The 20,887-nt window shown below is 70.4% G+C and carries 25 protein-coding genes, 1 tRNA gene and 1 pseudogene; 18 read left to right on the top strand and 9 right to left on the bottom strand.

Annotated features, from left to right (window positions below; all coding sequences use genetic code 11):
• Positions 1–11: 11 nt before the first annotated feature.
• The 8 genes from OG948_RS12310 to OG948_RS12275 all read right to left on the bottom strand — a co-directional run bounded on the left by OG948_RS12310 (position 12) and on the right by OG948_RS12275 (position 4,205).
• Positions 12–527: a hypothetical protein gene (locus OG948_RS12310; protein WP_406296174.1), complete on the bottom strand. Its 516-nt coding sequence runs from the start codon at positions 525–527 to the stop codon at positions 12–14.
• Between the two features lie 25 nt (positions 528–552).
• Positions 553–843, bottom strand: a complete 291-nt coding sequence (locus OG948_RS12305; RefSeq protein ID WP_406296173.1) for a hypothetical protein — start codon at positions 841–843, stop codon at positions 553–555.
• Between the two features lie 116 nt (positions 844–959).
• The gene (locus OG948_RS12300) at positions 960–1,250 is read right to left on the bottom strand and encodes a hypothetical protein (protein ID WP_406296171.1); all 291 of its coding nucleotides are present in this window, start codon (positions 1,248–1,250) and stop codon (positions 960–962) included.
• 88 nt (positions 1,251–1,338) lie between these two features.
• On the bottom strand, positions 1,339–1,920 hold the full coding sequence (locus OG948_RS12295) for a phage tail protein (RefSeq protein WP_406296169.1): 582 nt from the start codon (positions 1,918–1,920) through the stop codon (positions 1,339–1,341).
• A gap of 94 nt (positions 1,921–2,014) precedes the next feature.
• The gene (locus OG948_RS12290; protein ID WP_406296167.1) at positions 2,015–2,422 is read right to left on the bottom strand and encodes a hypothetical protein; all 408 of its coding nucleotides are present in this window, start codon (positions 2,420–2,422) and stop codon (positions 2,015–2,017) included.
• A gap of 468 nt (positions 2,423–2,890) precedes the next feature.
• A complete protein-coding gene (locus OG948_RS12285; RefSeq protein WP_406296166.1) occupies positions 2,891–3,115 on the bottom strand; it encodes a hypothetical protein in 225 nt (74 codons plus the stop codon).
• Positions 3,112–3,900, bottom strand: a complete 789-nt coding sequence (locus OG948_RS12280) for a hypothetical protein (protein WP_406296164.1) — start codon at positions 3,898–3,900, stop codon at positions 3,112–3,114. Before OG948_RS12280 ends, OG948_RS12285 begins: the two co-directional genes overlap by 4 nt.
• On the bottom strand, positions 3,897–4,205 hold the full coding sequence (locus OG948_RS12275) for a hypothetical protein (protein ID WP_406296163.1): 309 nt from the start codon (positions 4,203–4,205) through the stop codon (positions 3,897–3,899). Before OG948_RS12275 ends, OG948_RS12280 begins: the two co-directional genes overlap by 4 nt.
• 267 nt (positions 4,206–4,472) lie before the next feature.
• Here OG948_RS12275 and OG948_RS12270 point away from each other — a divergent pair, with 267 nt between their 5' ends.
• The 9 genes from OG948_RS12270 to OG948_RS12230 all read left to right on the top strand — a co-directional run bounded on the left by OG948_RS12270 (position 4,473) and on the right by OG948_RS12230 (position 12,609).
• On the top strand, positions 4,473–4,919 hold the full coding sequence (locus tag OG948_RS12270) for a transcriptional regulator (RefSeq protein WP_406296162.1): 447 nt from the start codon (positions 4,473–4,475) through the stop codon (positions 4,917–4,919).
• 157 nt (positions 4,920–5,076) lie between these two features.
• Entirely contained in the window at positions 5,077–5,448 is a 372-nt protein-coding gene (locus OG948_RS12265; protein ID WP_406296161.1) for a hypothetical protein, read from the top strand.
• Positions 5,449–5,588: 140 nt separating this feature from the next.
• Positions 5,589–6,875 carry an extracellular solute-binding protein gene (locus OG948_RS12260; protein WP_406300240.1) on the top strand — a complete coding sequence of 429 codons (1,287 nt, stop codon included), beginning with the start codon at positions 5,589–5,591 and terminating at the stop codon, positions 6,873–6,875.
• A complete protein-coding gene (locus OG948_RS12255; RefSeq protein ID WP_406296159.1) occupies positions 6,872–7,804 on the top strand; it encodes a carbohydrate ABC transporter permease in 933 nt (310 codons plus the stop codon). Before OG948_RS12260 ends, OG948_RS12255 begins: the two co-directional genes overlap by 4 nt.
• Positions 7,801–8,634: a carbohydrate ABC transporter permease gene (locus OG948_RS12250; protein WP_406296157.1), complete on the top strand. Its 834-nt coding sequence runs from the start codon at positions 7,801–7,803 to the stop codon at positions 8,632–8,634. The genes OG948_RS12255 and OG948_RS12250 overlap by 4 nt, the downstream gene beginning before the upstream one ends.
• Before the next feature lie 21 nt (positions 8,635–8,655).
• Positions 8,656–9,258 (top strand): nicotinate-nucleotide adenylyltransferase, encoded by a 603-nt coding sequence (gene nadD / locus OG948_RS12245; RefSeq protein ID WP_395862838.1) that lies wholly within the window; start codon positions 8,656–8,658, stop codon positions 9,256–9,258.
• Entirely contained in the window at positions 9,255–11,399 is a 2,145-nt protein-coding gene (locus tag OG948_RS12240) for an LCP family protein (RefSeq protein ID WP_406296155.1), read from the top strand. Before nadD ends, OG948_RS12240 begins: the two co-directional genes overlap by 4 nt.
• Before the next feature lie 158 nt (positions 11,400–11,557).
• Positions 11,558–11,971: a ribosome silencing factor gene (gene rsfS / locus OG948_RS12235; protein WP_395862834.1), complete on the top strand. Its 414-nt coding sequence runs from the start codon at positions 11,558–11,560 to the stop codon at positions 11,969–11,971.
• Complete coding sequence (locus tag OG948_RS12230; RefSeq protein WP_406300239.1) at positions 11,968–12,609, top strand: histidine phosphatase family protein; 642 nt, start codon at positions 11,968–11,970, stop codon at positions 12,607–12,609. Before rsfS ends, OG948_RS12230 begins: the two co-directional genes overlap by 4 nt.
• A 105-nt stretch (positions 12,610–12,714) precedes the next feature.
• Here OG948_RS12230 and OG948_RS12225 read toward each other — a convergent pair whose 3' ends face one another.
• Positions 12,715–13,302 carry a PadR family transcriptional regulator gene (locus tag OG948_RS12225; RefSeq protein ID WP_406300238.1) on the bottom strand — a complete coding sequence of 196 codons (588 nt, stop codon included), beginning with the start codon at positions 13,300–13,302 and terminating at the stop codon, positions 12,715–12,717.
• Positions 13,303–13,419: 117 nt separating this feature from the next.
• Between OG948_RS12225 and OG948_RS12220 the strand changes: the two genes are divergently transcribed.
• The 9 genes and pseudogenes from OG948_RS12220 to OG948_RS12180 all read left to right on the top strand — a co-directional run bounded on the left by OG948_RS12220 (position 13,420) and on the right by OG948_RS12180 (position 20,877).
• Positions 13,420–14,559 (top strand): LLM class flavin-dependent oxidoreductase, encoded by a 1,140-nt coding sequence (locus OG948_RS12220; protein ID WP_395862830.1) that lies wholly within the window; start codon positions 13,420–13,422, stop codon positions 14,557–14,559.
• A gap of 585 nt (positions 14,560–15,144) precedes the next feature.
• Positions 15,145–15,900 carry a glucose 1-dehydrogenase gene (locus tag OG948_RS12215; protein ID WP_406296152.1) on the top strand — a complete coding sequence of 252 codons (756 nt, stop codon included), beginning with the start codon at positions 15,145–15,147 and terminating at the stop codon, positions 15,898–15,900.
• A 116-nt stretch (positions 15,901–16,016) separates the two neighbouring features.
• The gene (locus OG948_RS12210; protein WP_406296150.1) at positions 16,017–16,793 is read left to right on the top strand and encodes a glucose 1-dehydrogenase; all 777 of its coding nucleotides are present in this window, start codon (positions 16,017–16,019) and stop codon (positions 16,791–16,793) included.
• Between the two features lie 58 nt (positions 16,794–16,851).
• The gene (locus OG948_RS12205) at positions 16,852–17,613 is read left to right on the top strand and encodes a glucose 1-dehydrogenase (RefSeq protein WP_406296148.1); all 762 of its coding nucleotides are present in this window, start codon (positions 16,852–16,854) and stop codon (positions 17,611–17,613) included.
• Positions 17,614–17,757: 144 nt separating this feature from the next.
• Positions 17,758–17,830, top strand: a tRNA-Ala gene (locus OG948_RS12200).
• Positions 17,831–17,993: 163 nt separating this feature from the next.
• Positions 17,994–18,977, top strand: coding sequence for an SDR family NAD(P)-dependent oxidoreductase (locus OG948_RS12195; RefSeq protein WP_406296146.1), 984 nt, complete (start codon positions 17,994–17,996; stop codon positions 18,975–18,977).
• 28 nt (positions 18,978–19,005) lie between these two features.
• Positions 19,006–19,308, top strand: a pseudogene (locus OG948_RS12190) (GlxA family transcriptional regulator); the annotation flags it as partial.
• 241 nt (positions 19,309–19,549) lie between these two features.
• Positions 19,550–19,888: a helix-turn-helix domain-containing protein gene (locus OG948_RS12185; protein ID WP_406300237.1), complete on the top strand. Its 339-nt coding sequence runs from the start codon at positions 19,550–19,552 to the stop codon at positions 19,886–19,888.
• A 212-nt stretch (positions 19,889–20,100) separates the two neighbouring features.
• Complete coding sequence (locus tag OG948_RS12180) at positions 20,101–20,877, top strand: rhomboid-like protein (RefSeq protein ID WP_406300236.1); 777 nt, start codon at positions 20,101–20,103, stop codon at positions 20,875–20,877.
• Positions 20,878–20,887 lie beyond the last annotated feature (10 nt).

The following is a 20,887-nucleotide window of genomic DNA, read 5'->3' as shown; positions in this document are numbered from 1 at the left end:
GTCAGTCCTCGTCAGGTCGTCCGAAGCACATTGATGAGTTCGGTCATCGTGGTCGTCAGGTTCCCTGTACTCGCCGCAGCCGATCTGGCCACCGTCCGGAGGTCGTCGACAACTTTCTTTGCATCCTGTGCCATGTCGAATGCCATTCCGGCAAGAGAATGGGCGTCTCTGCTTCTTTGGGCGAGTCCCTCCGGGTCGAGTTGCAGCAAACGCAATCGACGTTTCTCCAACTCGTCCATGATGTCGATGCCGAAGTCGAGTTTGAAGGCGGACGCGTTGACCGCGAGACCGGTGGCCTCCATTTTCGTTGCCGCGCCGGCACTGTTCAGAAGGGCGAGATCTGTTTTTGCGCCACCCATTTCCCCCTTGTAATCGTAGGCCTGCATCTTCTCGCTTTGTGCTTGCTCGATGGTGCCGATCCGCTCCCGCAGATTAGCGACCGAGGCAGTGTCCTCCTTCTTTGAAAGGATTGCCGTCAGCGCGCTCAGATCGCGCTTGATATTCTCTATATCGTTCTCGACGGGCACATCGACTCCTTATAGTGAGGAGACTTCAGGAATCACCGAAGAACAAACGGATGCGGTGGTCCTCGGACGGATCCGGCTCGGTAATCGATGCGGATGCGGATACAGGAGTGCCGGCTCCGGGACGCGGTGTCGGGTCCGGAAAGTCGATCGCTGCCGCATCCGGGTCGCTGTTGACCGTCGCGAACATCCAGTTTGCTGCGGCGAGATAGTCGACCGCGTTGGCCAGTAGGTGATCCGTGACGGACCAATCGGCGCCTTCGCCGTGCAACGCGCGCAGTACCGCCGAGTCGCCGGCGGGAAGGTGGCGGATCAGCACCCCGAGCCGTCGGGAGGAGAGGGTGCCTCGGTGCCAGTCGAGGAGGTCGGTGGCGTAGTGGCGCAGGAGATCGGCTTCGAGGGCCTCGGCGTGTTCTTCGACGAACGCGGCGAGGCTCAGCCTTCCCCCAGGCCCATCCCCGTCTCGCTGCCGTAGGCGCCCAGGATGGCCGCGACGTCCTGCATGGTGACGTCCTCGTCGGCGAAGCGCGCGTATTGCTCCTCGCCGAGCAGGAGCGCGAGCAGGCCGTCGATGTCGTTGTCGTCGAGCGCTTGGAGCGCCTTCAGTTGCCTGCGCGGCAGTTCGGTCGGGAGCGTGTACTCGCTGTCGCCGACCTCGAACCGCCATTGGCGGCCGTGGGCTTCCAGGCGCTGGGCGCGGGCGGCGTCGACGTCGAATCCGGACATGGGTGCTCCTGGGGATGAGAGTGGGGACAGGCGTGGCGGGGGCGCGGGGCGCCGGGAGGGGAGAGGGTCCCGGCGCCCCGCATGGGGGTCAGACCGCGGCGGTGGTGTACGCCGGGTCCGACATCAGGAGGGTGGCCAGCGGCGCCGTGTCGTCCTTGGCGAGCGCCGTGAAGGTGACGCCGAGCTTGATCGCGGCGGTGCGGGTCAGCGCGAGCTCGTCGGTCTCGGTGACCTGGCCCCGGTGGATCACGAAGCGGTACTTGATCGCGTCGCCGTCGGCGAACTCGATGCCGAGCATGCGCTCGTCGACCTTGGGGGTCGAGCCGACCTCGTACTTGTAGACCTTCGAGCCGGCCGAGGTCTCGGTGACGTGGTCGCCGCCGAAGAAGAACGGCAGGGTGTCCTCGTTGAGCTGCATGAGCGCGAACTTCAGGGTGAGGTCGCGGTCCGAGTAGACGAAGCGGGCCGCGCTGACCGACTGCCAGGTGTCCACCGGGTCGATCTTGTCCTTCTTGGTGAACTTGATGCCGTCGGTCGAGGTGTAGCCCAGGTCGACCCAGCTCGCGCCCCAGCCGGCGGTGGTGTCGGCGGGGACCGTGCTGCCGAGCTTGGCGACCAGGACACGCCCGGTGCCGGCGACGCGGATCTCGTTCGGGTTCAGACCAGACATGTGTGTTGCCTCCGGATACGAAGAAGGCCCCTCGCGGTGAGGGGCCCAAAGTGCGGTGTGGTGTGCGATCGGTGGTGCGGTGTCGCGGTGGGGCTCAGCTCGGCCGGATCGACAGCCGGATGGTGCTGAGGTAGCGATTGCCCGTCGGGTGGTTGTAGTCGGGCAACCAGCGCGGCCCGTCCTCCTCCACCACGTCGGTGACCACCGCGCCGGCATGCGCGGCGGATCGGGCCTGGTGCAGGCAGGTACGAGCCGCCAGCGCGACCCCGTGGGCGGCCGTCTTGGTCGGTCCGTACACCTCGATGTCGACCAGTGGGGCGTCCAGGTGCCGGTCGTCGATCCAGACGCCGCCGACCCGGGAGATCAGCACGACTTGCTGGGTGCCGTCGAAGCCCGGCGGTGGGCGGTTGTCGACCGTGGCGCCCGCGAGTTCCGGGCGGTTCTTCAGGTAGTCGACGAGGAGCCGTTCGATATCGGGGAAGACGATCGGTGGGTCGCTCACATGGGAACTCCTTCCTGTGTGGTCCCGCGCGGTGGGAACGGCGGAATCCGTCGCAACGGGGATGGAACGTGCGGGCCAGGGCACATGGGCCACCCCGGAGGGGAGGAGGGGGTGGCCCGGCGGGCGATGGCCCGCACGCGAAAGCGGCGGAAGCCCGGCCCGTCGTCTCGGGCACAGCTCCGCCGCTGCACCAAGTGTGATCGACCCTCGCCGATCCCGCAACTCGCGGGCCACGCAAGTGAGATCAGCCTCCCAGGCCTTGGCCCGAGCGCCCTCGGAGCCGCTCTCGGACCACCCCGGATCGGCCCCGGAGGCCCGCCCGCCCGGTCGCCCGATCCACGTACTCCCGCCCGCCGGCCGCGCACACCCACCTTCCCGACACACGCGTACGGCCCTGTGGACAAAAGCGTCCACAGGGCCGTACGGGGGAGTTGCGCAGGAGGGAGGAAGGGAAGGAGTCGGCGTCGGTCAGGGCCCGCCGGCTCGCTGCCCGCCTCGGGCCGCGCGCTCGGCGGCGAACACGTCCTCCAGGTGGAAGAGCAGTGTGCGACTCGACTTGCCGGCCGGGGCCAGGTGGCCGAGTTGCACCCACTTGCGGACGGTCGCCGGCACCACGCCGGCCTCGATCGCCGCCATCGCGGTGGTCAGCAGCGCCGAGGCGGGCAGCGCCGGACGGCGCGCCGGGTCGGTCATCGCACGGCCGGCCCGTTGTGTGGCCCGTCGAACGCGGCCCGCACGGGCTCGTCGTCGGGAAGGGCGCCGTCGCGGCCGGCCCATTGCCCCTCGGTCCACTGATGCCGATAGGCGTCGTCGGCGGCGCACGCACATTCGGGCAGGTCGCAGTGGCAGCCGGGATTCACGCACAACACCACTCCCACGAACGGGGCGACCCGCAGCGACACCGACGCGCAGTGCGGGCAACGACCGGGGACCCGCACCAGCGACTCGGCCTCGCCCAGTGCGCCGAGGCAGCGGCGCGCCATGCGACGGGCCTCGTCGGCCACGTGTCGGGCCAGCACCGGGTGCTCGGCGATCCGGTCGAGGCACGTCGACAGTCGCTCCAGCCGGGTCGGTACCGCGGCACCCCGGGCGCGAGGCAGGCCGAGTTTCGCCCGTACGGCGTCCTCCAGTTCGAGGACGCCGTCGGTGATGTCGCGGATGGTGTCCGAGACGTAGAGGTTCACCGGGGCCGCCATCGGTGCGGTACCGGACAGCCCTCGTCGCTCGTTCCAGTAGGCGCCGGCCCGATCCGCGAGCACGCGAGCGGCCTGCCGCTCCAGCGCGGCGGCGCCCGGAGGTGCGGCCGTACCGGTTCCGGCCGTCCTTCTGCCCGCCGGCAACTCGTGTGCCAGGCTCGGGAAACGATCCCGCAGCACGGTCAGGAACCGATGCGCCCGGCGGGTGTCCCGGCGGGCCGCGCGGTTGGGGTCGGCCGGCGTCAGCGCGGTGGCGTGGTCCAGGGCCAAGGTGACGTTCACGACTGCTCCTCGAGGGTGTCGATGCGGGAACGGACGGCGACCTCACGTCCGTTGCGCCACAGCCGGCCACCGCTGACACCGTCGAACCAGGTGTGCTCGGGGTCGACGATGGCGAGGCAGGGGGCGATTATCGGACAGTGTTCGCACGCGGCGAGCGCGGGCAGCGCCGCGGTGCGGTCGGTGCCCAGAACGGCGTGTTCCGGCAGGCCGATACAGGCTGCGGACAGACGCCAGTCGCGACTGTCCTCGGTCGGATCGGGGAGCGGCGCGAGGGCCGCCGGCGAAGGCTTCCTGCGGATGGGCATGGCGCTCCTGACGGCGTGTTCGGGGAGAACGCGTGAGCCGTGGTGTGACGCGCCAAAACGCTAGGTGATTGCGTGCGCGGTCGCAACAAAGTGGCGTGTGATGCTGCTCGTTGCCTCTTGTTCCATTAAAAACTCCGCTCGTTTGGCGGGAGTTGGCGCCAATCTGCGGCAATCCGTGCTGTTGTGGGTATGTTGCGCCGGCGCACGTCGCATTGGTTGATGCGTGTGCGCGCGTTATTCTCGGCGCGTCCGGAGGGGAGAGCCGACATGGATGAGAGGGACATCGAGTCCTTCGCGCAGTGGATCGAGGATCTGATGCGCGCCCGCGGATACGACATCGAGAGCCCCCGAGGAGGAGGCAGGACCAGACTTGCCGCAGAAGCCGGCGTTCATCGGGCCGCGATCACACGGCTGTTGCAGCGAAAGAGCATGCCGGACATCGTGACCATGCGTGCCCTGGCCCCGGCATTGGGCGTGGGCATGCGGGACATGCTGATTCATTCCGGGCGGATGGCGGAGGAAGACCTTCCGGTACCAACGGTCCCGTCGGCGCGTCCGCGTAGAGTGACCGCCGGGAACATGTCCGCTGCCGAGGCGGCGGAACTATTGGGGGTACCGGAGCACAACCGCGCGATGTTCGTCTCGATGACGGAGATGATGTTGCGCGACGCCGAGGTTCGGCCTCAGGTCGGACGGAGGACTGCCGGAGGATAGGTGACGAGTGGGGGCGGAACGCGGTGGGCGCCCGTGGATCCGTGCGAGGGCGGAGCACCATGGCGGATCAGTGGTTGTCGCGGCGGATCGGAGCGCGGGGGTGCGAGCCGTCGACCCGTCCCCGCTCGGGCCGTAAGAGCCGACCCGGCGAGGCATTATGACTCCCCATCACGACCTGCTCGTCGAGGAGTTGCGCGAAGCCCTCGACGGTCGAGTCGCCCCTGTGGTCCTGGCCGGCGTGCTCGCCGACCTCAAGGAGGCCCTCGAGCCCTACCTCGAGGAGGCGTACGCCGACGGCTTCGGCGACGGCTGGCGTGAGGGCGTGGCGGCCGGCGGCGGCTCCACCGAGTACGCGCCGGTGCCCGGCGGAGATCCGTCCTTACCGCACCTGGAATTGATCGTTCCGTCCGCCGCCGAGATGCGGAACCTTCCCGCGTCCGGCCGCTTCTCCGGTCGCGCCGAGCACGGGGTGGGCGGGCGGCGTCCGGGTCGGCGTCGGCAGCGGGTCGCGGAAGCGGACGGCGAGTGACCGCCGACGGTGCGGCCGGGTTCGCGCCCGAGTTCCGCCCGGTGGCGGACGGGGGTCCGAGCGGCGTACCGACACGCCACCATTCGGGGGTATTAAAGCGATAAGAACGGTTTGCTTGATCTGCTGAGCCCGTGAACCACATGCTGCGTCGTCGCGGACTCTGGGCCGTCGCGCTCGCGCTGGTCGCCTCCGTCGTCGGGTGTGGAGGCGGCAGTTCGGGCCCGCCGGTGCTCAACTGGTACGTGCCGCCGGACAACGGGGCCTACCAAAAGCTCGCCGACCGGTGCAGCCAGGCGTCGGGCGGTGCCTACCGGGTCAAGGTCTCGGTGCTGCCCACCGACGCGTCCGGGCAGCGTGAGCAGTTGGTCCGGCGGCTGGCCGCCAAGGACTCCTCGATCGATGTGATGGCGCTCGACCCGGTCTTCGTACCGGAGTTCGCCGAGGCGGGCTTCCTGCGCCCGTTCGACCCGGCCGAGGCCGCCGCGCTCACCGAGGGCATGCTCAGCAGCGCGGTGGAGTCCTCGGGCTGGCGCAATCGCCTGGTCGCCGCGCCGTTCCGGGCGAACACCCAACTCCTGTGGTATCGCAAGTCGGTCGCCGCGGCGGCCGGGCTCGACCTGAGCCGCCCGGTGAGCTGGGACGAGGTGATCACCGCCGCGGAGAAGACGCGCAAGACCGTCTCGGTGCCCGCCAAGCGCTACGAGGGCATCACGGTCTGGGTCAACGGCCTGGTCACCGGCGCCGGCGGCGCGATCGTGCGCGACGTGGAGAAGGGCGTCGACCTCAAGCCCACGCTCCAGGAGGGCGGTTCGGGCAAACGCGCCGCCGAGGTCATGCGCCGGCTGGGCCGTTCCTCCGCCGCTCCGGCCAACCTGGCCACCTCGATCGAGGACGACACCCGGACCACGTTCCAGTCCGGCTCGGGCGGCTTCATGGTCAACTGGACGTACGCGCGCGGCGCCGCGGCCGAGGCGGTGGACGACGGCCAACTCGCGCGCGAGGTGCTCGACGACTACGGCTGGGCGCGCTACCCGCAGACCGACGCCGGCAAGGCGTCCAAGCCGCCGTTCGGCGGAATCGCCCTGGGGGTCAGCAAGTACGGCAAGCACAGCGCGGCGGCGGTGAGCGCGGTGCGCTGCGCGGGCACGCTGGAGAACCAGATCACCTACATGCTGGAGTCGAAGGAGACCACGGCCAAGGCCGCCGCCTACGACGACCCGCGCGTGCGACAGGCGTTGCCGATGGCCGACCTGATCAGGGAGTCGCTGGACCAGGCCGGCCCGCGCCCGCGCACCCCGTACTACAACGACGTGTCCGCGTCCGTACAGCGGATGTACCACCCACCCGCGGACGTCGACCCGAACACCGCCCCGCGCAGAACCGACGACCTGATCACCGGGGTCCTGCACGACAAGGTGCTGCTGTGAGCACGGCATCCACGGCCGGCACCGCGCCCCGGCACAAGAGGCCCCGTAAACAGCGCGATCACGCCCAGCGCATGCGGCGCACCGGGTGGCTGCTCTCCGCACCCGCCGTGCTGATCATGATCCTGGTCGCGATCGCGCCGCTGATCGACGCCGGCTGGCTCTCGCTCTTCCACAAGCGGCTGACCACCCCGGAGGCGAACTCGTTCGCGGGCCTGTCGAACTACTGGGTGGTGCTCAAGGACCCGCTGTGGTGGACCGATGTGTGGACCACGCTGTCGCTGACCGTGGTCACCGTCTCGGTCGAGTTCGTGATCGGTTTCGGGCTCGCCCAGTTGATGCAGCGCGCATTCCACCTGCGCCGCACGCTGCGCACCATCGTGCTCGTCCCGTACGGCATCGTCACCGTCGTCTCCGCCTATGCCTGGCGCTACGCGTTCGACCCCTCCACCGGGTTCGTCAACGACTGGTTCGGCACCGACATCGCGTGGTTCGACCACCGTTGGACCGCGCTGTTCGTGATCGCCCTCTCGGAGATCTGGAAGACCACGCCGTTCATGTCGCTGCTGCTGCTCGGCGGCCTCATCCAGGTCTCCCCGGACGTGCACGAGGCGGCGCGCGTGGACGGCGCGGGACCGTGGCAGCGGCTCACCCGGGTCACCCTGCCGATCATGAAGCAGGCGATCCTGGTGGCACTGCTGTTCCGCACGATGGACGCGTTCCGGATCTTCGACTCGGTGTTCGTGATGACCGGCGGTGCCAACGACACCGAGACGGTGTCCTTCCTGGCCTACCGGCAACTGGTCAGCCGCACCGCGCTGGGCCTGGGCTCGGCGATCTCGGTACTGCTGTTCGCCTGCGTCCTGCTGATCGCGTTCATGTTCATCAAGCTCTTCCGTACCGACGTGAGCAAGCTCGGGAGCCCCGCGTGAGTCAGCCCAGTCCGACCCGCGAGGGCGCCCGCGTCCTGGTCACCGTCCTGGTGATCGCGATCACCGTGCTGCCGCTGGCCTGGATGGTGTCCCTGTCGTTCAAGGGCGGCGACGACATCAACAACGCGAAGTTCCTGCCCACCACTTGGAGTTGGGAGAACTACCGGACCGTCTTCAAGAACGACCTGTTCACCGACGCGCTGCGCAACTCGATCGGCATCTCGCTGATCGCCACGGTGATCGCGGTCGCGTGCGCGACCGGCACGGCGTACGCGATCGTGCGGATGGAGTTCCCGGGCAAGCGGCTGATCCTGCTCGGCGCGCTCGCGATCGCGATGTTCCCGACCATCGCGGTGGTCGGGCCGCTGTTCGACATGTGGCGCCGCATCGGCCTGTTCGACACCTGGATCGGGCTGATCCTGCCGTATCTCTCCTTCACGATGCCGCTCTCGATCTGGACGCTGACCTCGTTCTTCAAGCAGATTCCGTGGGCCCTGGAGGACGCCGCGCGGATCGACGGCGCGTCCGCGTGGCAGGCGTTTCGCTACGTGATCGCGCCGATGGCGGTGCCCGCCGTGGTGACCACCGCGATCCTGGTGTTCTTCTTCGCCTGGAACGACTTCGTCTTCTCCGTGTCGCTGACCTCGACCAACAGCTCCCGTACGGTGCCCGCCGCGCTGGCCTTCTTCACCGGCGCGTCGCAGTTCCAGCAGCCCACCGCCGCGATTGCCGCGGCGTCGGTCGTGGTGAGCATTCCGGTCGTCGTTCTCGTGCTCGTCTTCCAGCGGCGCATCGTCGCGGGCATCACCTCGGGCGCGGTCAAGGAGTAGGGACCGATAGATTCTCGCGCCATGAGCGAGCGGAACAGACGTGTCGGTGTCATGGGCGGCACCTTCGATCCCATCCATCACGGGCACCTCGTCGCCGCGAGCGAGGTCGCGGGCCAGTTCGGGCTCGACGAGGTGGTGTTCGTGCCGACCGGGCGGCCGTGGCAGAAGTTCGCCCAGGACGTGTCCTCGCCCGAGGACCGCTACCTGATGACGGTGATCGCCACCGCGTCCAACCCGACCTTCTCGGTCAGCCGGGTGGACATCGACCGCGAGGGCGAGACGTACACCCTCGACACCCTGCGCGACCTGCGCGAGTCCTCTCCCGAGGGGACCGAGATATTCTTCATCACCGGCGCCGACGCGCTGTCCCAGATCTTCTCCTGGCACAACGCGCACGAGATGTTCGAGCTCGCGCATTTCGTGGGTTGCACCCGTCCGGGGCACACTCTGTCCGACCCGGGTTTCCCGGACGGGGGCGTAAGCCTGGTGGAGGTCCCCGCACTGGCCATCTCGTCGACCGACATCCGTGCAAGGGTGGCCGGGGGTGATCCGGTCTGGTACCTGGTGCCGGACGGGGTCGTCCAATACATCAGCAAGCGGCGGCTGTACCGGGGAGCTTCGTGAGCAACGACGACCGGCGCGAGTGGGAGCCTTACGGCACCGAGCAAGGGGACGGCGGACAGGCGCAGGAGCCGTACGGCACCGAACGAGGCGACGGCGGACAGGTCCAGGGGCAACAGCCGGGATACGGCTCGTACGCGCCCGACGGCGGCTTCACGGGATACGACCCGCAGCCGCCGGCGGCGCCGGGATCGAGCCCGCAGGGGCTGGAGCCGGTGTACTTCGCCCCACAACAGCAATACCCGTACGACCCGAACGCCTACGACCCGAACGCGTATCCGCCCGGGACCTACTCGACGGGCGGCTACGAGTCGACCGGCTACGACCCGAACGCGTACGACCCGGGCACCGGCGCGGGGACGTACGACCCGAACGGCTACGGCACCGGCGGCGCGGGCCAGGGCGGCTACGACGCCAACGCCTACGACCCCAACGCGTACGACCCCAACGGCTACGACCCGACGGGTCGACCGGCCGAGGCATATCCGCCGCAGGACGGTCGAGGCGGGTTCGCCGACCCGCAGCAGGGCTACTACGAACAGCAGCAGCCCACGGCGTACTACGAGCAACCCGCCGCGCCGCCCGCGCCGCCCGCACCGCCCGTGGTGCCGGGGAGCCGACCCGCGCCCGCACCCGGGCCCGCCGCGCCGCTGCCGTCGGCCGGAACGGACCCGGCCTCGACCGGGATCGCGGCGGGCTCGATCCCGGTGCGTCCGGCCCGTCCGGCCCGCTCGCGGTCGGAGGCGACCGGCGCGGCGGCGGCTGCGCCGTCCTCCACGCCCACGTCCTCGGCCTCGACTTCGGCCGAACGCGGGTCAGGGTCCGGTCGGTCCGCGGCCTCCACCGACGACGGCCGGGTGCCGCCGCCCCGGACGCGCAAGCCGGGTCCCGGCCGACCGGGCCGACCCGGCTACGGCTCGGACGAGTTCGCGTTCGTCGACGACGAGAGCGAGCAGGCCGAGGACGTCATCGACTGGCTGTCCTTCGCCGAGACCCGCTCCGAGCGCCGGGACGAGAAGCGTCGGGCGATCCGACAGCGGCTGATCGCGCTCGCGGTGGTGCTCGCGGTGGCCCTGCTCGGGGTCGGCGGGTACTTCGCGTGGGACACCTGGATGCGCGACGAGAAGTCGGTCGCGGCCCCGGGCAAGAACGGCGGCGTGCTCGTGCAACTGCGCGCCAAGGACGGCAAGGCCGCCGCCAACGTGCTGCTCACGGTCGACCCGGCGAAGAACACCGCGTCCATGGTCAGCGTGTCCTCGGTCACCATCGTCAACTCCGACAACAGCTCCTTCCCGCTCGGTCAGCTCATGGCGGACGAGGGCCCGGGCGCGTCCCGGGACGCGTTGTCCGACCTGCTCGGCGTCAGGCTGGACGGCTCGTGGGTGATCTCGGAGCCGGTCCTGCAGGGCCTGGTCGACCTGGCCGGCGGCATCCAGCTCAACGCCGATGTCGAGATCAAGGGCCCGGACGGCAAGGTGCTGGTCGGACAGGGCCGCAATCCCGCGAACGGCGTCGCGGCGCTGGCCTTCGCCGGCTACAAGCAGCCCAACGAGGCGCCCGCGGTGGTCGGCGATCGGTTCGGCCGGGTCCTCCAGGGCCTGCTGGCCGCGTTCCCGACCCAGCCGGACGCGGTCCTGTCGCTGCTGGCCAACATGGCCAACGTGCCCGACCCCTCGTTGCCGGACGACAAGCTCAGCGTCCTGCTCGCCAACCTGGCCAAGGCCACCCAGGCGAAGCAGATGCAGGTCCGGGCGCTCCCGGTGTCCGCGGACGGCATCCTGGACACCGCCGCGGCGCTGCCCATCGTGCGCGAGCTGCTCGGCGGCACGGTGCGCCAGGGCAAGGTCGAGGCGGGCCCGGCCCGGGTCATGGTGGAGGACGCGAGCGGCAAGCCCGCCTCCGGTCCGGACGCGCAGGCGCGGCTGCTCAACGCGGGCGTCACGTACGTCCCGGGCGGTGCCTCGGGCAAGCGCACCCAGCCGACGTCGACCGTGCAGTACGCCGACGACGCCCGAAAGGCGGACGCGGAACAGGTGGCGCTGACCCTGGCGCTGCCGGCGACGGCGGTGAAGAAGGCCACCGGCGAGATGCTGGCCGACGTGGTGGTCACGCTCGGCCAGGACTACAACCCGGAGAAGCCGTAGCCGTCGCCGCGGTCGTCCCCGACTCCCGGTTCGGGGACGACCGCGGCGCGCCCGGGCGGGTGACCGCCGTGGGATCCGCGAAATAACGAGTGGCCGTCCGATGCCCCGCGTGTGAGACCCTGAACGGTAATCCCCTTGTCGTCCGCAGGAAGCGAATCGTGACCGCAACCCCCCACGCCCTGGAGCTCGCCACCGCGGCTGCCGTGGCATGTGCAGAGAAGCTCGCCACCGACGTCGTCGCCTACGACGTGAGCGAGGTCGTCACGATCACCGACGTGTTCGTGCTCGCCTCCGCGTCCAACGACCGCCAGGTCAAGGCGATCATGGACGAGGTCGAGGAAGCGTTGCGCGGGCTCGGCGCCAAGCCGGTCCGGCGCGAGGGCGAGCGCGAAGGGCGCTGGATCCTCCTCGACTACATCGACATCGTGGTGCACGTCCAGCACGCCGAGGAGCGGGCCTACTACTCGCTCGAGAAGCTGTGGAAGGACTGCCCGCGGATCGAGCTGCCGGAAGCGGTGCGGCTCGGCAACGAGCAGGCCAAGGCCGCCGAGGCGGCGGAGGGCGCGCTCTGAGCGGGAAGGGGCGCCGTGTCCTGCTGTGGCGGCACGGCCAGACCACGTGGAACGTCGAGCGGCGCTTCCAGGGCCAGACCGACATCCCGCTGACCGATGCGGGCCTGGGTCAGGCCCGGCGCTCGGCCCGGCTGCTCGCCGCGCTGCGTCCGGACGCGATCATCGCCTCGGACCTGATCCGCGCGGTGGACACGGCCGCCGAACTGGCCCGGCTCGTCGACGTCCCGGTGACGCTGGATCCCGCGCTGCGCGAGACGTACGCGGGGGAGTGGCAGGGGCTGACCAACCGGGAGATCGAGGAGACCTTCCCGGAGCAGTTCGCCGCCTGGCGGCGCGGTGAGCCGGTGCGACGCGGCGGCGGCGAGCTGGAGAGCGAGGTCGCCGACCGGATGGCCCAGGCGATCGACCTCGCGGTGGAGAAGCTGCCGGAGGACGGCACGCTCGTGGTGGTCTCGCACGGCGGCGCGATCCGTTGCGGACTCGGCGCGCTGCTGGGCCTGCCCCGGGAGACCTGGGGCGCGCTGGGCGCGCTGTCCAACTGCTGCTGGTCGGTGCTGGGCCCGGGCGTACGCGGATGGCGGTTGTTGGAGCACAACGCCGGCACCCTGCCCGAGCCGGTCATCGGCGACGACGACTGAGCCACGCCCGACCACGACGATCTCGGAGTCGGCGGCGCCCCGACAGGCGCCGCCCCTCGACTCCGGGATCGTTTTTTCATGTGCGGCCGCCGGTGAGGCGTGCGCTCACTCCTCGCCCGCCTGTTTGCGGTACAGCTCCTCCAGATCGGTGAGCATGCCGTCGGCGAGATCACGCTCGGCCTGCCAGTAGCGCTCGCTCCACTTGAGCACCAGGGCCGGGAACGGCCAGCGGTCCTGTGCCGAATCCTCGCTCGCGCGCACCTCGTCCAGCGTGGTCGCCGCGTAGTCGCGGTGCTCCACCAGGGTCTTGCGCAGTTCCTCGGGCTCACTGAGGTGGCCGAGCCAGACCCGGAGCGCGACGCCGTGCTTGAGCACCGGCGGCCCGGCCGGGGTGTCCCGAGCCCAGGTGGCCAGCGCCTCCTGACCGGAATCGGTGATCCGGTAGAGCCGTTTGTTGCGCAATTCGTCCTGGGAGGCGATGCGCGAGACGGCGAAGCCGAGCTGCTCCAGGCGCTTGAGCTCGCTGTAGATCTGGCTCAGCGCCGGGCTCCAGTAGAAGAAGCGCAGGGAAGCGTCGGCCCACTTCTTGAGGTCGTAGCCCGAGCGCTCGCCCGGGAACGACAAGAGGCCGAGCACGGCCCACGCGGTAGCGGGCAGCTTCGGGAGCGGATCCCCCGTCATCTTGGCCTCCATCGGTGCGCGTTCGGTACGCGTCAACTTTTTCTGATTCTACGTCAGCCGGCTATTGACCTGACTGGTCGTCATACATCTAATTGAAGTATTCCACGCCACGCGCACCAGGAGTACGGCATGCAGTTCTCGATGATCTTCGAAGCCCAGATGGCCAACCCCACGGCGGAACACGAGCGCGAGGTCATCCTCAACTCCGTGGATCAGGCCGTTTACGCCGAGCAGATGGGCTTCGACCGGATCTGGGCCGTCGAGCACCACTCGACCAAGTGGTACTCGCACATGAGCGCCCCGGAGATCTTCCTGACCTGGGTCGCCGCGCGGACCAGTCGGATCCGGATCGCGCACGGCGCGGTCTGCATGCCGTTCAACTTCAACCACCCGGCCCGGGTCGCCGAGCGGATCGGCATGCTCGACACGCTCTCCGGCGGGCGGCTCGACGTGGGCGCGGCCCGAGGCGGCACGCTCCAGGAGTCCACGCTGTGCGGCGTGGACATCGAGCAGACCAAGGCCCAGGTCGAGGAGGCGCTGCGGATCATCGGCGCCGCGTGGCAGCGGGACGAGCTCGAATGGCACGGCGATGTGCTCGACATCGAGGGCTCGCACCCGATCCTGCCGCGCCCGGTGCAGACCCCGCACCCGCCGCTGTTCCTGGCCTGCAGCAAGCAGCCGAGCCTGGTCGAGGCGGCGGAGTACGGCGTCGGCGCGCTGGTGCTCGGCTTCGCCGGTCCCGAGGAGGTGGCGAACCTCAACCAGATCTACCGGGACGCGATCAAGGAGCGCACCGGCGAGCGGTTCGTGTCCACGGTGACCAACGACCACCTGGTCGCACTGTGCCCGACGATCGTCTCCGAGGACGGCGCGCGCGCCCGCCAGGTCGGCGCGCGCGGTCAGCGCTTCTTCGCGCAGTCGATCGCGCACTGGTTCTCCGGCGGCAAGTCCGGCATCCCGGACGAGGCCGTGGTCGAGGGCCGGGACGAGGTGGCGATCATCAACGAGGCCGCCGAGCAGCAGGTCGCGATGCTGCACGAGGCGAAGATCCCGGTCACGGTGAACGCGACCGCGACGTACAACATCAACCACGCCTACGGAACGGCGGAGGACGCGATCGGCTACGTGCAGAAGCTGATCGACGCGGGTGCGGACGAGATCATGTGCCTGATCCAGATGGGCACGATCCCGCAAGAGGACTGCATGGAGACGATCCGGATCTGGGGCGAGAAGGTCATCCCGCACTTCCGGGCCAAGTACGGGGCCTGACGGGGATCGAGACTTCGTCCGAGGCGTGATACGCACCCCGTGGTCGCCTCGGACGATGAAGACACGGCCGGATCCGGTGCGGAGGACCGGGTCCGGTTGTGTCTTTTGGGCGACTTCGTCGCCGGGTCGCGAGGGGGGTGGGGGTGTGGGTGGGGCGTGGGTGGGGGCGTGGGGTGGCGGGCCGGGGTCGTGTCCCGCGGCGTTGCTGTTTGTTGGGCGACTTTGTCGCCGGCTCGCGACGTGGGTGGGGGCGTGGGGTGGCGGGCCGGAGTCGTGTCGGCGGCGTTGCTGTTTGTTGGGCGACTTTGTCGCCGGCTCGCGAGGCGCCGCTTTTTCTTTCCCCCGCAAGCTCCTCCAAGAAAAAGCGGCGCCTCGCTCGGGGCTTCGTGTCCCTGCGCTTCGCTCCGGGCCACGAAGCCCAAACTCTGCGGCTCCGCCGCTCTCCGCGCTTCGCGCGTCGATCACTGGGGTGGGCGGGGGTCGGGGGCGCTGACGCGCCTGGGGGTTTCGGGTGGAGGGTGGGGGCGCTGGGTGGTCGGTGTGGGCGGGGTCGGGGCTGAGGCGGAAGTCGTGGAGGTGGTTGGTGTGGGTGATCTGACGGGCAAGGTGGCGATCGTCACCGGGGCGGCGCGGGGGCAGGGGGAGGCCGAGGCGCGGCTGTTGGCCGAACGTGGGGCGAAGGTGGTGCTGACCGACCTGCTGGAGGACGAGGGGACCGCGGTCGCCGCCGGGATCGGGGACGCCGCGCGGTTCGTGCGGCACGACGTGTCGGACGCGGGGGACTGGGCGGCGGTCGTCGAGGTTGCCGTGCGCGAGTTCGGCGGGGTGCACGTCCTGGTCAACAACGCGGGCATCATGTGGACCAAGCCGATCCTGGAGGAGACGCCCGAAGGGCTGGATCGCATCCTCAAGGTCAATCTGTTCGGGACGTTCCACGGCATCCAGGCGGTGGCCCCGCTGATGCGCGCGAACGGCGGCGGCTCGATCGTGAACATCTCCTCGCTCGCCGGACTCCAGGGCATCCCGGGGCACGCGGCCTACGGGTCCTCCAAGTGGGCGATCCGCGGGCTGACCAAGACCGCCGCGCTGGAGTTGGGCGAGTACGGGATTCGGGTCAACTCGGTGCATCCGGGCGCCGTGGACACCCCGATGGTCGGCAACCGCTTCACCCGCGGCGTGGGCAACTTCCCCACCGTGCCGCTGCGTCGGGTCGGCGAGCCGGAGGACATCGGCGCGTTGGTGGTGTTCCTCGCGTCGGACGAGTCCTCGTGGATCACCGGGACCGAGTTCGTCATCGACGGCGGTTCGACGGCGGGCATCGTGCCCCCGGTCCGGGGGTAACGGCCGCGCGATGCGACGGCCGATGGGCAACCGTTCGTTTGTCGTCCGATTTGCTTAGTTGTACTATGCAAATTGCGAGCCGAGAAGTCGGCAGGCACAGATCGAAGGAACGCATCATGGCTGAACTCCAGGGCCCCAACCTGACCGACAAGGTCGTCATCGTCACCGGTGGCGCCCGCGGCCTGGGTGCCGCCGCGGCCGAGCAGATCGTCGCCGGTGGCGGGCGGGTGGTCGTCTCCGACCTGCTCGACGAGGGTGCCGACACCGCCGCCGCGCTGGGTGCGAACGCGCGCTTCCACAAGCACGACGTGACCAGCGAAGAGCAGTGGAAGACCGTCGTGGACTTCACGATCGCCGAGTTCGGCCGGGTCGACGGGCTGGTCAACAACGCCGGCGTGGCCACCGGCGCGATGTTCGACACCGAGACGCTCGAACACTTCGAGTTCGTGATCAAGGTCAACCTGACCGGCGTCTGGCTGGGCATGCAGGCGGTCATCCCGCACCTGAAGGCGGGCGGCGGCGGCTCGATCGTCAACATCTCCTCCGCGGCCGGCCTGATGGGCCTGGCGATGACCGGCTCCTACGGCGCGTCCAAGTGGGCCGTGCGCGGGATGAGCAAGGTCGCCGCGGTCGAGCTGGGCAGCTCCGGGATCCGGGTCAACTCGGTGCACCCCGGCATGGTCTACACGCCGATGACCTCGTCCGTGGGCATTCTGCAGGGCGAGGGCAACTACCCGAACACCCCGATGGGCCGGGTCGGCGAGCCGAGCGAGATCGGCTCCGCGGTCGCCTTCCTGCTCTCCGACGCCGCCTCCTATGTGACCGGCGCGGAGCTGGCCGTGGACGGCGGCTGGACCACCGGGCCGACGGTCAAGTACGTCATGGGCGGCTGACCGGGGTGCGGGTCGTCGGGTCGAAGTGTTCACACCGATCGAGGAAAGGTGATCAGCCATGGCGGATCTGACCGGCAAGGTCGCGATAATCACCGGCGCCGCACGCGGCCAAGGCGCGGCCGAGGCAAGGCTGTTCGTCGCGAACGGCGCCCGGGTCGTGCTCACCGACCTGTTGGCGGAGGAGGGTACGAAGCTCGCCGCGGAGCTGGGCGAGGCCGCGCGCTTCGTCCGGCACGACGTGTCGGATCCGGCGGACTGGGCCGAGGTGGTCGCCGTGGCCGTCGCCGAGTTCGGCGGCCTGGACATCCTGGTCAACAACGCCGCGATCTACTGGACCAAGGGCTTCGCGGACGAGACGCCCGAGCGGGTGGAGCGCATCCTCCAGGTCAACTTCTTCGGCGTCTGGCACGGGATGCAGGCGGTGCTGCCCGCGATGAAGGAACGCGGCGGCGGTTCGATCGTCAACATCTCCTCGCAGGCCGGCCTGGAGGGCATGCCGGGACACGCGGCCTACGGCGCGACCAAGTGGGCCGTACGCGGCCTGTCCAAGACCGTCGCGCTGGAGGTCGGTGAGCACGGGATCCGGGTCAACTCGGTGCACCCGGGCACGATCGACACCCCGATGATCGCCGCGGTCGGCCTGGAGCAGGGGCCGGGCAAATTCCCGTCCGTGCCGCTGCGTCGGATCGCCGCGCCCGAGGAGGTCGCCGAGGTGGTGGCCTTCGTGGCCTCGGACGCGGCGTCCTACCTGACCGGTACCGAGCTGGTCGTCGACGGCGGCGCGATGGCCGGGATGACCCGGCCCGTCGGCAGCTTCTGAGCGCGCGCCGGGACTCGCGGAGGCGCTCCGCGGGTCCCGGGTGCCGCGCGAACGGCGCCGGGGAAAGGCGTTTGGATGCGGCGCGGGGGAGCGTGTAAAGTACTCGTGGTCGAGCGGGTGAGCCCGCCGGCCCAGTTGAATAGCGGGGCTGTAGCTCAGTTGGTAGAGCGCTTGCATGGCATGCAAGAGGTCCGGAGTTCAATTCTCCGTAGCTCCACAGACAAGACCGCCTCCCGGATTCGTCCGGGAGGCGGTCTTTTTTCGTGCCCGTGGCCGGTCGGAGCCGCCGTGCGCCGGATGTGCGATGGGTCGGGAAAGGTGTGAAAGGCGCGTTCCGGGCATTGTCTCTCCGTGACCACGACGACGGAGGTGGGCGTGCGATGACGGAGAGTCGGTTCTGGGAGCGGGCGATGGACCGGGCGGTCGTGCCCGGATACAGCCGGTTCGGGTACCGGGTGCGCCGGCGGGCGGGGTTTCCCGCCGACGCCGAGTCGGCCGTGCTCAAGGGGCGGACCGTCGTGGTGACCGGGGCGTCGTCGGGGATCGGCGAGGCGGCCGTGACCGGCCTGGCCCGGCTCGGCGCGACCGTGGTCCTGGCGGGCCGGGACGAGGAGCGCGCCGAGGCGGCCCGCCGGCGGGTGGTGGAGCTGGTACCGGGCGCCGAGGTGAGCGTGCGGCGCTGTGACGTGGGCAGCCTGCCGGACGTGGCCCGGTTCGCCAAGGAACTGCGCACCGAGCACGGCCCGCTGCACGCCCTGGTGCACAACGCCGGCACGATGCCCGCGGTGCGTACCGAGACCGCCGAAGGGCACGAGTCGTCACTGGCCGTGCACGTGCTCGGGCCGCATCTGCTCAGCCGGCTCGTGGCCGCCGACCCCACGTCCTGCGCCCGGGTGGTGTGGATGAGTTCGGGCGGGATGTACACCCAGCGGCTGCCGGTGGACGACATCGAGTACCAGCGCGGCCCGTACAAGACGGCCGTCGCGTACGCGCGGACCAAGCGCATGCAGGTGGTGCTGGCCGAGTTGTGGGCCGAGCACCTGGGCACCGGCGGCCCGGTCGTGCACGCCACCCACCCGGGCTGGGTGGACACCCCGGGCCTGCGCACCTCGATGCCCACCTTCCGCCGGCTCACCGGGCCGCTGCTGCGCACTCCGGAGCAGGGCGCGGACACCGCCGTGTGGCTGTGCGCGGCCGACGAACCGGGCCGCAGCACCGGCCTGTTCTGGCAGGACCGGGCCCCGCGACCGACCCACTACCGCGCGGCCACCCGGGAGAGCCGGCCGGACCGCGCCTGGTTCTGGCGGCGCTGCCAGGAACTGACCCACCCGTGGGCGGGGGAGTGCGGCGGTCGCGCGGGTTGATCCCGAGGCGACCCGGGCCCGGAACCCGGTGCGACCTCGTGCCGACCGCGTTTTCGGACCAGGGCCGAGTCCGAGTCCGAGCCGGGTCGAGCCCGCCCGGGGCCCCACCCGCACCCGCCCCGGGCCTTTCGACCGCGCTCAGGCGAGCGGGAACGCGACCGCCGCGACCTCCGAGCGGACCGCGTCGGTGTGCACCGGCGCGTTCCTGCTCGCCCGGGCCGGGCTGCTGGACGGGCGCCGGGCGGTGACGCACTGGCGGCACGCGGCGACCCTGGCCCGGCGGCATTCGGGCGTCACCGTCGAGCCGGACGCGATCTTCGTCCGGGACGGCACGGTGTACACGTCCGCGGGGGTGACCGCCGGCATCGACCTCGCGCTCGCCCTGGTCGAGGCCGACGAGGGCACCGACCTGGCCCGCGAAGTGGCCCGCGACCTGGTGGTGTTCCTGCGCCGGCCGGGCGGCCAGTCGCAGTTCTCGGTGCCCTCGCGCGCCCGCGCCCGCCGCCGACGACCCGCTGCGCCCGGTCCTGGACGCGATCGCCGCGGACCCGGCGGCCGACCACTCGCTGCCCGTGCTCTCGCGCCTCGGCGGTTTCAGCCCGCGCCACCTCACCCGCCTGTTCCACGAGCGGGTCGGCTCGACCCCGGCCGTCTACGTCGAGGCCGTCCGGATCGAGGCGGCCCAATCCCTCCTGGCCGCCGGCGCCACCGTCACGGCCGCCGCCACGCACAGCGGCCTCGGCAGCGACGAATCGCTGCGCCGAGCCTTCCTCCGCCGCCTGGGCGTCACCCCCAGCACCTACCGCTCCCGCTTCCGCAGCACCACCCATCCCCGAGACGCCACCCCCACCTCGACCACCTCGCCCACCCCCAGGCGCGTCAGCGCCCCCGACCCACCCCCACCCCGGTGATCGACGCGCGAAGCGCGGAGAGCGGCGGAGCCGCAGAACTTGGGCTTCGTGGCCCGGAGCGAAGCGCAGGGACACGAAGCCCCGAGCGAGGCGCCACCTTTTTTCTCGGAGGAGCGAAGCGGGGGAGAGAAAAAAGGTGGCGCCTCGCGAGCCGGCGACGAAGTCGCCCAAAAGAGGGTTCACATCGGTCATCACGCGGGCACCGGCCCCGGGTGACCGTCGGAATCGGCCTGGGCCTGGCCATCGCGTGGTACGTACTGCGCGGTCTCGCCCGCCACTGGGCCTGGGCCCGCCGCTGCGTGCGCGTCCTGAGCCCGTGGACCGCGCGGCTGCACGCGTGGGTGCTGTCCGCGCCGGTGACCTTCACCTACATCGCCATCTTCACCGCGTCCACGGTCGTGCAACGCACGTCGCCGCCCCGCCTGATCGACCTGATCACCAAGCTGAACAGCACCAACCTGTTCCGGCTCGGCGACGATCCGCTGGAGGCGCTGCTCACCAGCGCGTTCTGGGTCGCCGACCACGGCTCGGGACTGGCCGGCTACGTGGTCGTGTTCGGCACGATCGTGGCCTGGGCGGAACGCCGCTACGGCTCGCCCAGGATGTTGCTGATCGGCGCGAGCGGCCACGTGTTCGGGTCGCTGCTGACCGCCGCGGTGGAGAAGGGCGCGATCGAGGCCGGCCGACTCCCGCACAAGATCGCGTTCGCGACGGACGTCGGGGTGAGTTACGTCGAGGTGGGCTCGTGCGCGGCCGCGGTGCTGATCATGTCCGGTTGGATCCGGCTCGTGGGCACCGCGGTGATGTTCTTCTCGGTCGGGCTGCCGGTGATCGCGGACCACACCATCTGGGACTTCGGGCACCTGTTCGCGACGCTGTGCGGACTCACCGCCGCGGTGCTGCTGCGGGCGGTCGGCCCGCTGCGCGAGCCGCCACCGCTGCGGACCCCCTTGGTCGTGAGCACGGCGACCGACCCGGTAGACTTATGACGTATTCACG

The organism is Embleya sp. NBC_00888 (assembly GCF_045207655.1).
GTDB lineage: Bacteria > Actinomycetota > Actinomycetes > Streptomycetales > Streptomycetaceae > Embleya.
This window is presented reverse-complemented; position numbering and strand designations above follow the sequence as displayed.

What these genes read in the sequence shown, in the direction of transcription:
- OG948_RS12260 (WP_406300240.1), top strand. Translation starts at nt 5,589, where the DNA reads ATGCTGCGTCGTCGCGGACTCTGGGCCGTCGCGCTCGCGCTGGTCGCC.
- OG948_RS12205 (WP_406296148.1), top strand. Translation starts at nt 16,852, where the DNA reads ATGGCGGATCTGACCGGCAAGGTCGCGATAATCACCGGCGCCGCACGC.
- OG948_RS12270 (WP_406296162.1), top strand. Translation starts at nt 4,473, where the DNA reads ATGGATGAGAGGGACATCGAGTCCTTCGCGCAGTGGATCGAGGATCTG.
- OG948_RS12300 (WP_406296171.1), bottom strand. Translation starts at nt 1,250, where the DNA reads ATGTCCGGATTCGACGTCGACGCCGCCCGCGCCCAGCGCCTGGAAGCC.
- OG948_RS12295 (WP_406296169.1), bottom strand. Translation starts at nt 1,920, where the DNA reads ATGTCTGGTCTGAACCCGAACGAGATCCGCGTCGCCGGCACCGGGCGT.
- OG948_RS12210 (WP_406296150.1), top strand. Translation starts at nt 16,017, where the DNA reads ATGGCTGAACTCCAGGGCCCCAACCTGACCGACAAGGTCGTCATCGTC.
- nadD (WP_395862838.1), top strand. Translation starts at nt 8,656, where the DNA reads ATGAGCGAGCGGAACAGACGTGTCGGTGTCATGGGCGGCACCTTCGAT.
- OG948_RS12225 (WP_406300238.1), bottom strand. Translation starts at nt 13,302, where the DNA reads ATGGAGGCCAAGATGACGGGGGATCCGCTCCCGAAGCTGCCCGCTACC.
- OG948_RS12285 (WP_406296166.1), bottom strand. Translation starts at nt 3,115, where the DNA reads ATGACCGACCCGGCGCGCCGTCCGGCGCTGCCCGCCTCGGCGCTGCTG.
- OG948_RS12265 (WP_406296161.1), top strand. Translation starts at nt 5,077, where the DNA reads ATGACTCCCCATCACGACCTGCTCGTCGAGGAGTTGCGCGAAGCCCTC.
- OG948_RS12275 (WP_406296163.1), bottom strand. Translation starts at nt 4,205, where the DNA reads ATGCCCATCCGCAGGAAGCCTTCGCCGGCGGCCCTCGCGCCGCTCCCC.
- OG948_RS12220 (WP_395862830.1), top strand. Translation starts at nt 13,420, where the DNA reads ATGCAGTTCTCGATGATCTTCGAAGCCCAGATGGCCAACCCCACGGCG.
- OG948_RS12195 (WP_406296146.1), top strand. Translation starts at nt 17,994, where the DNA reads ATGACGGAGAGTCGGTTCTGGGAGCGGGCGATGGACCGGGCGGTCGTG.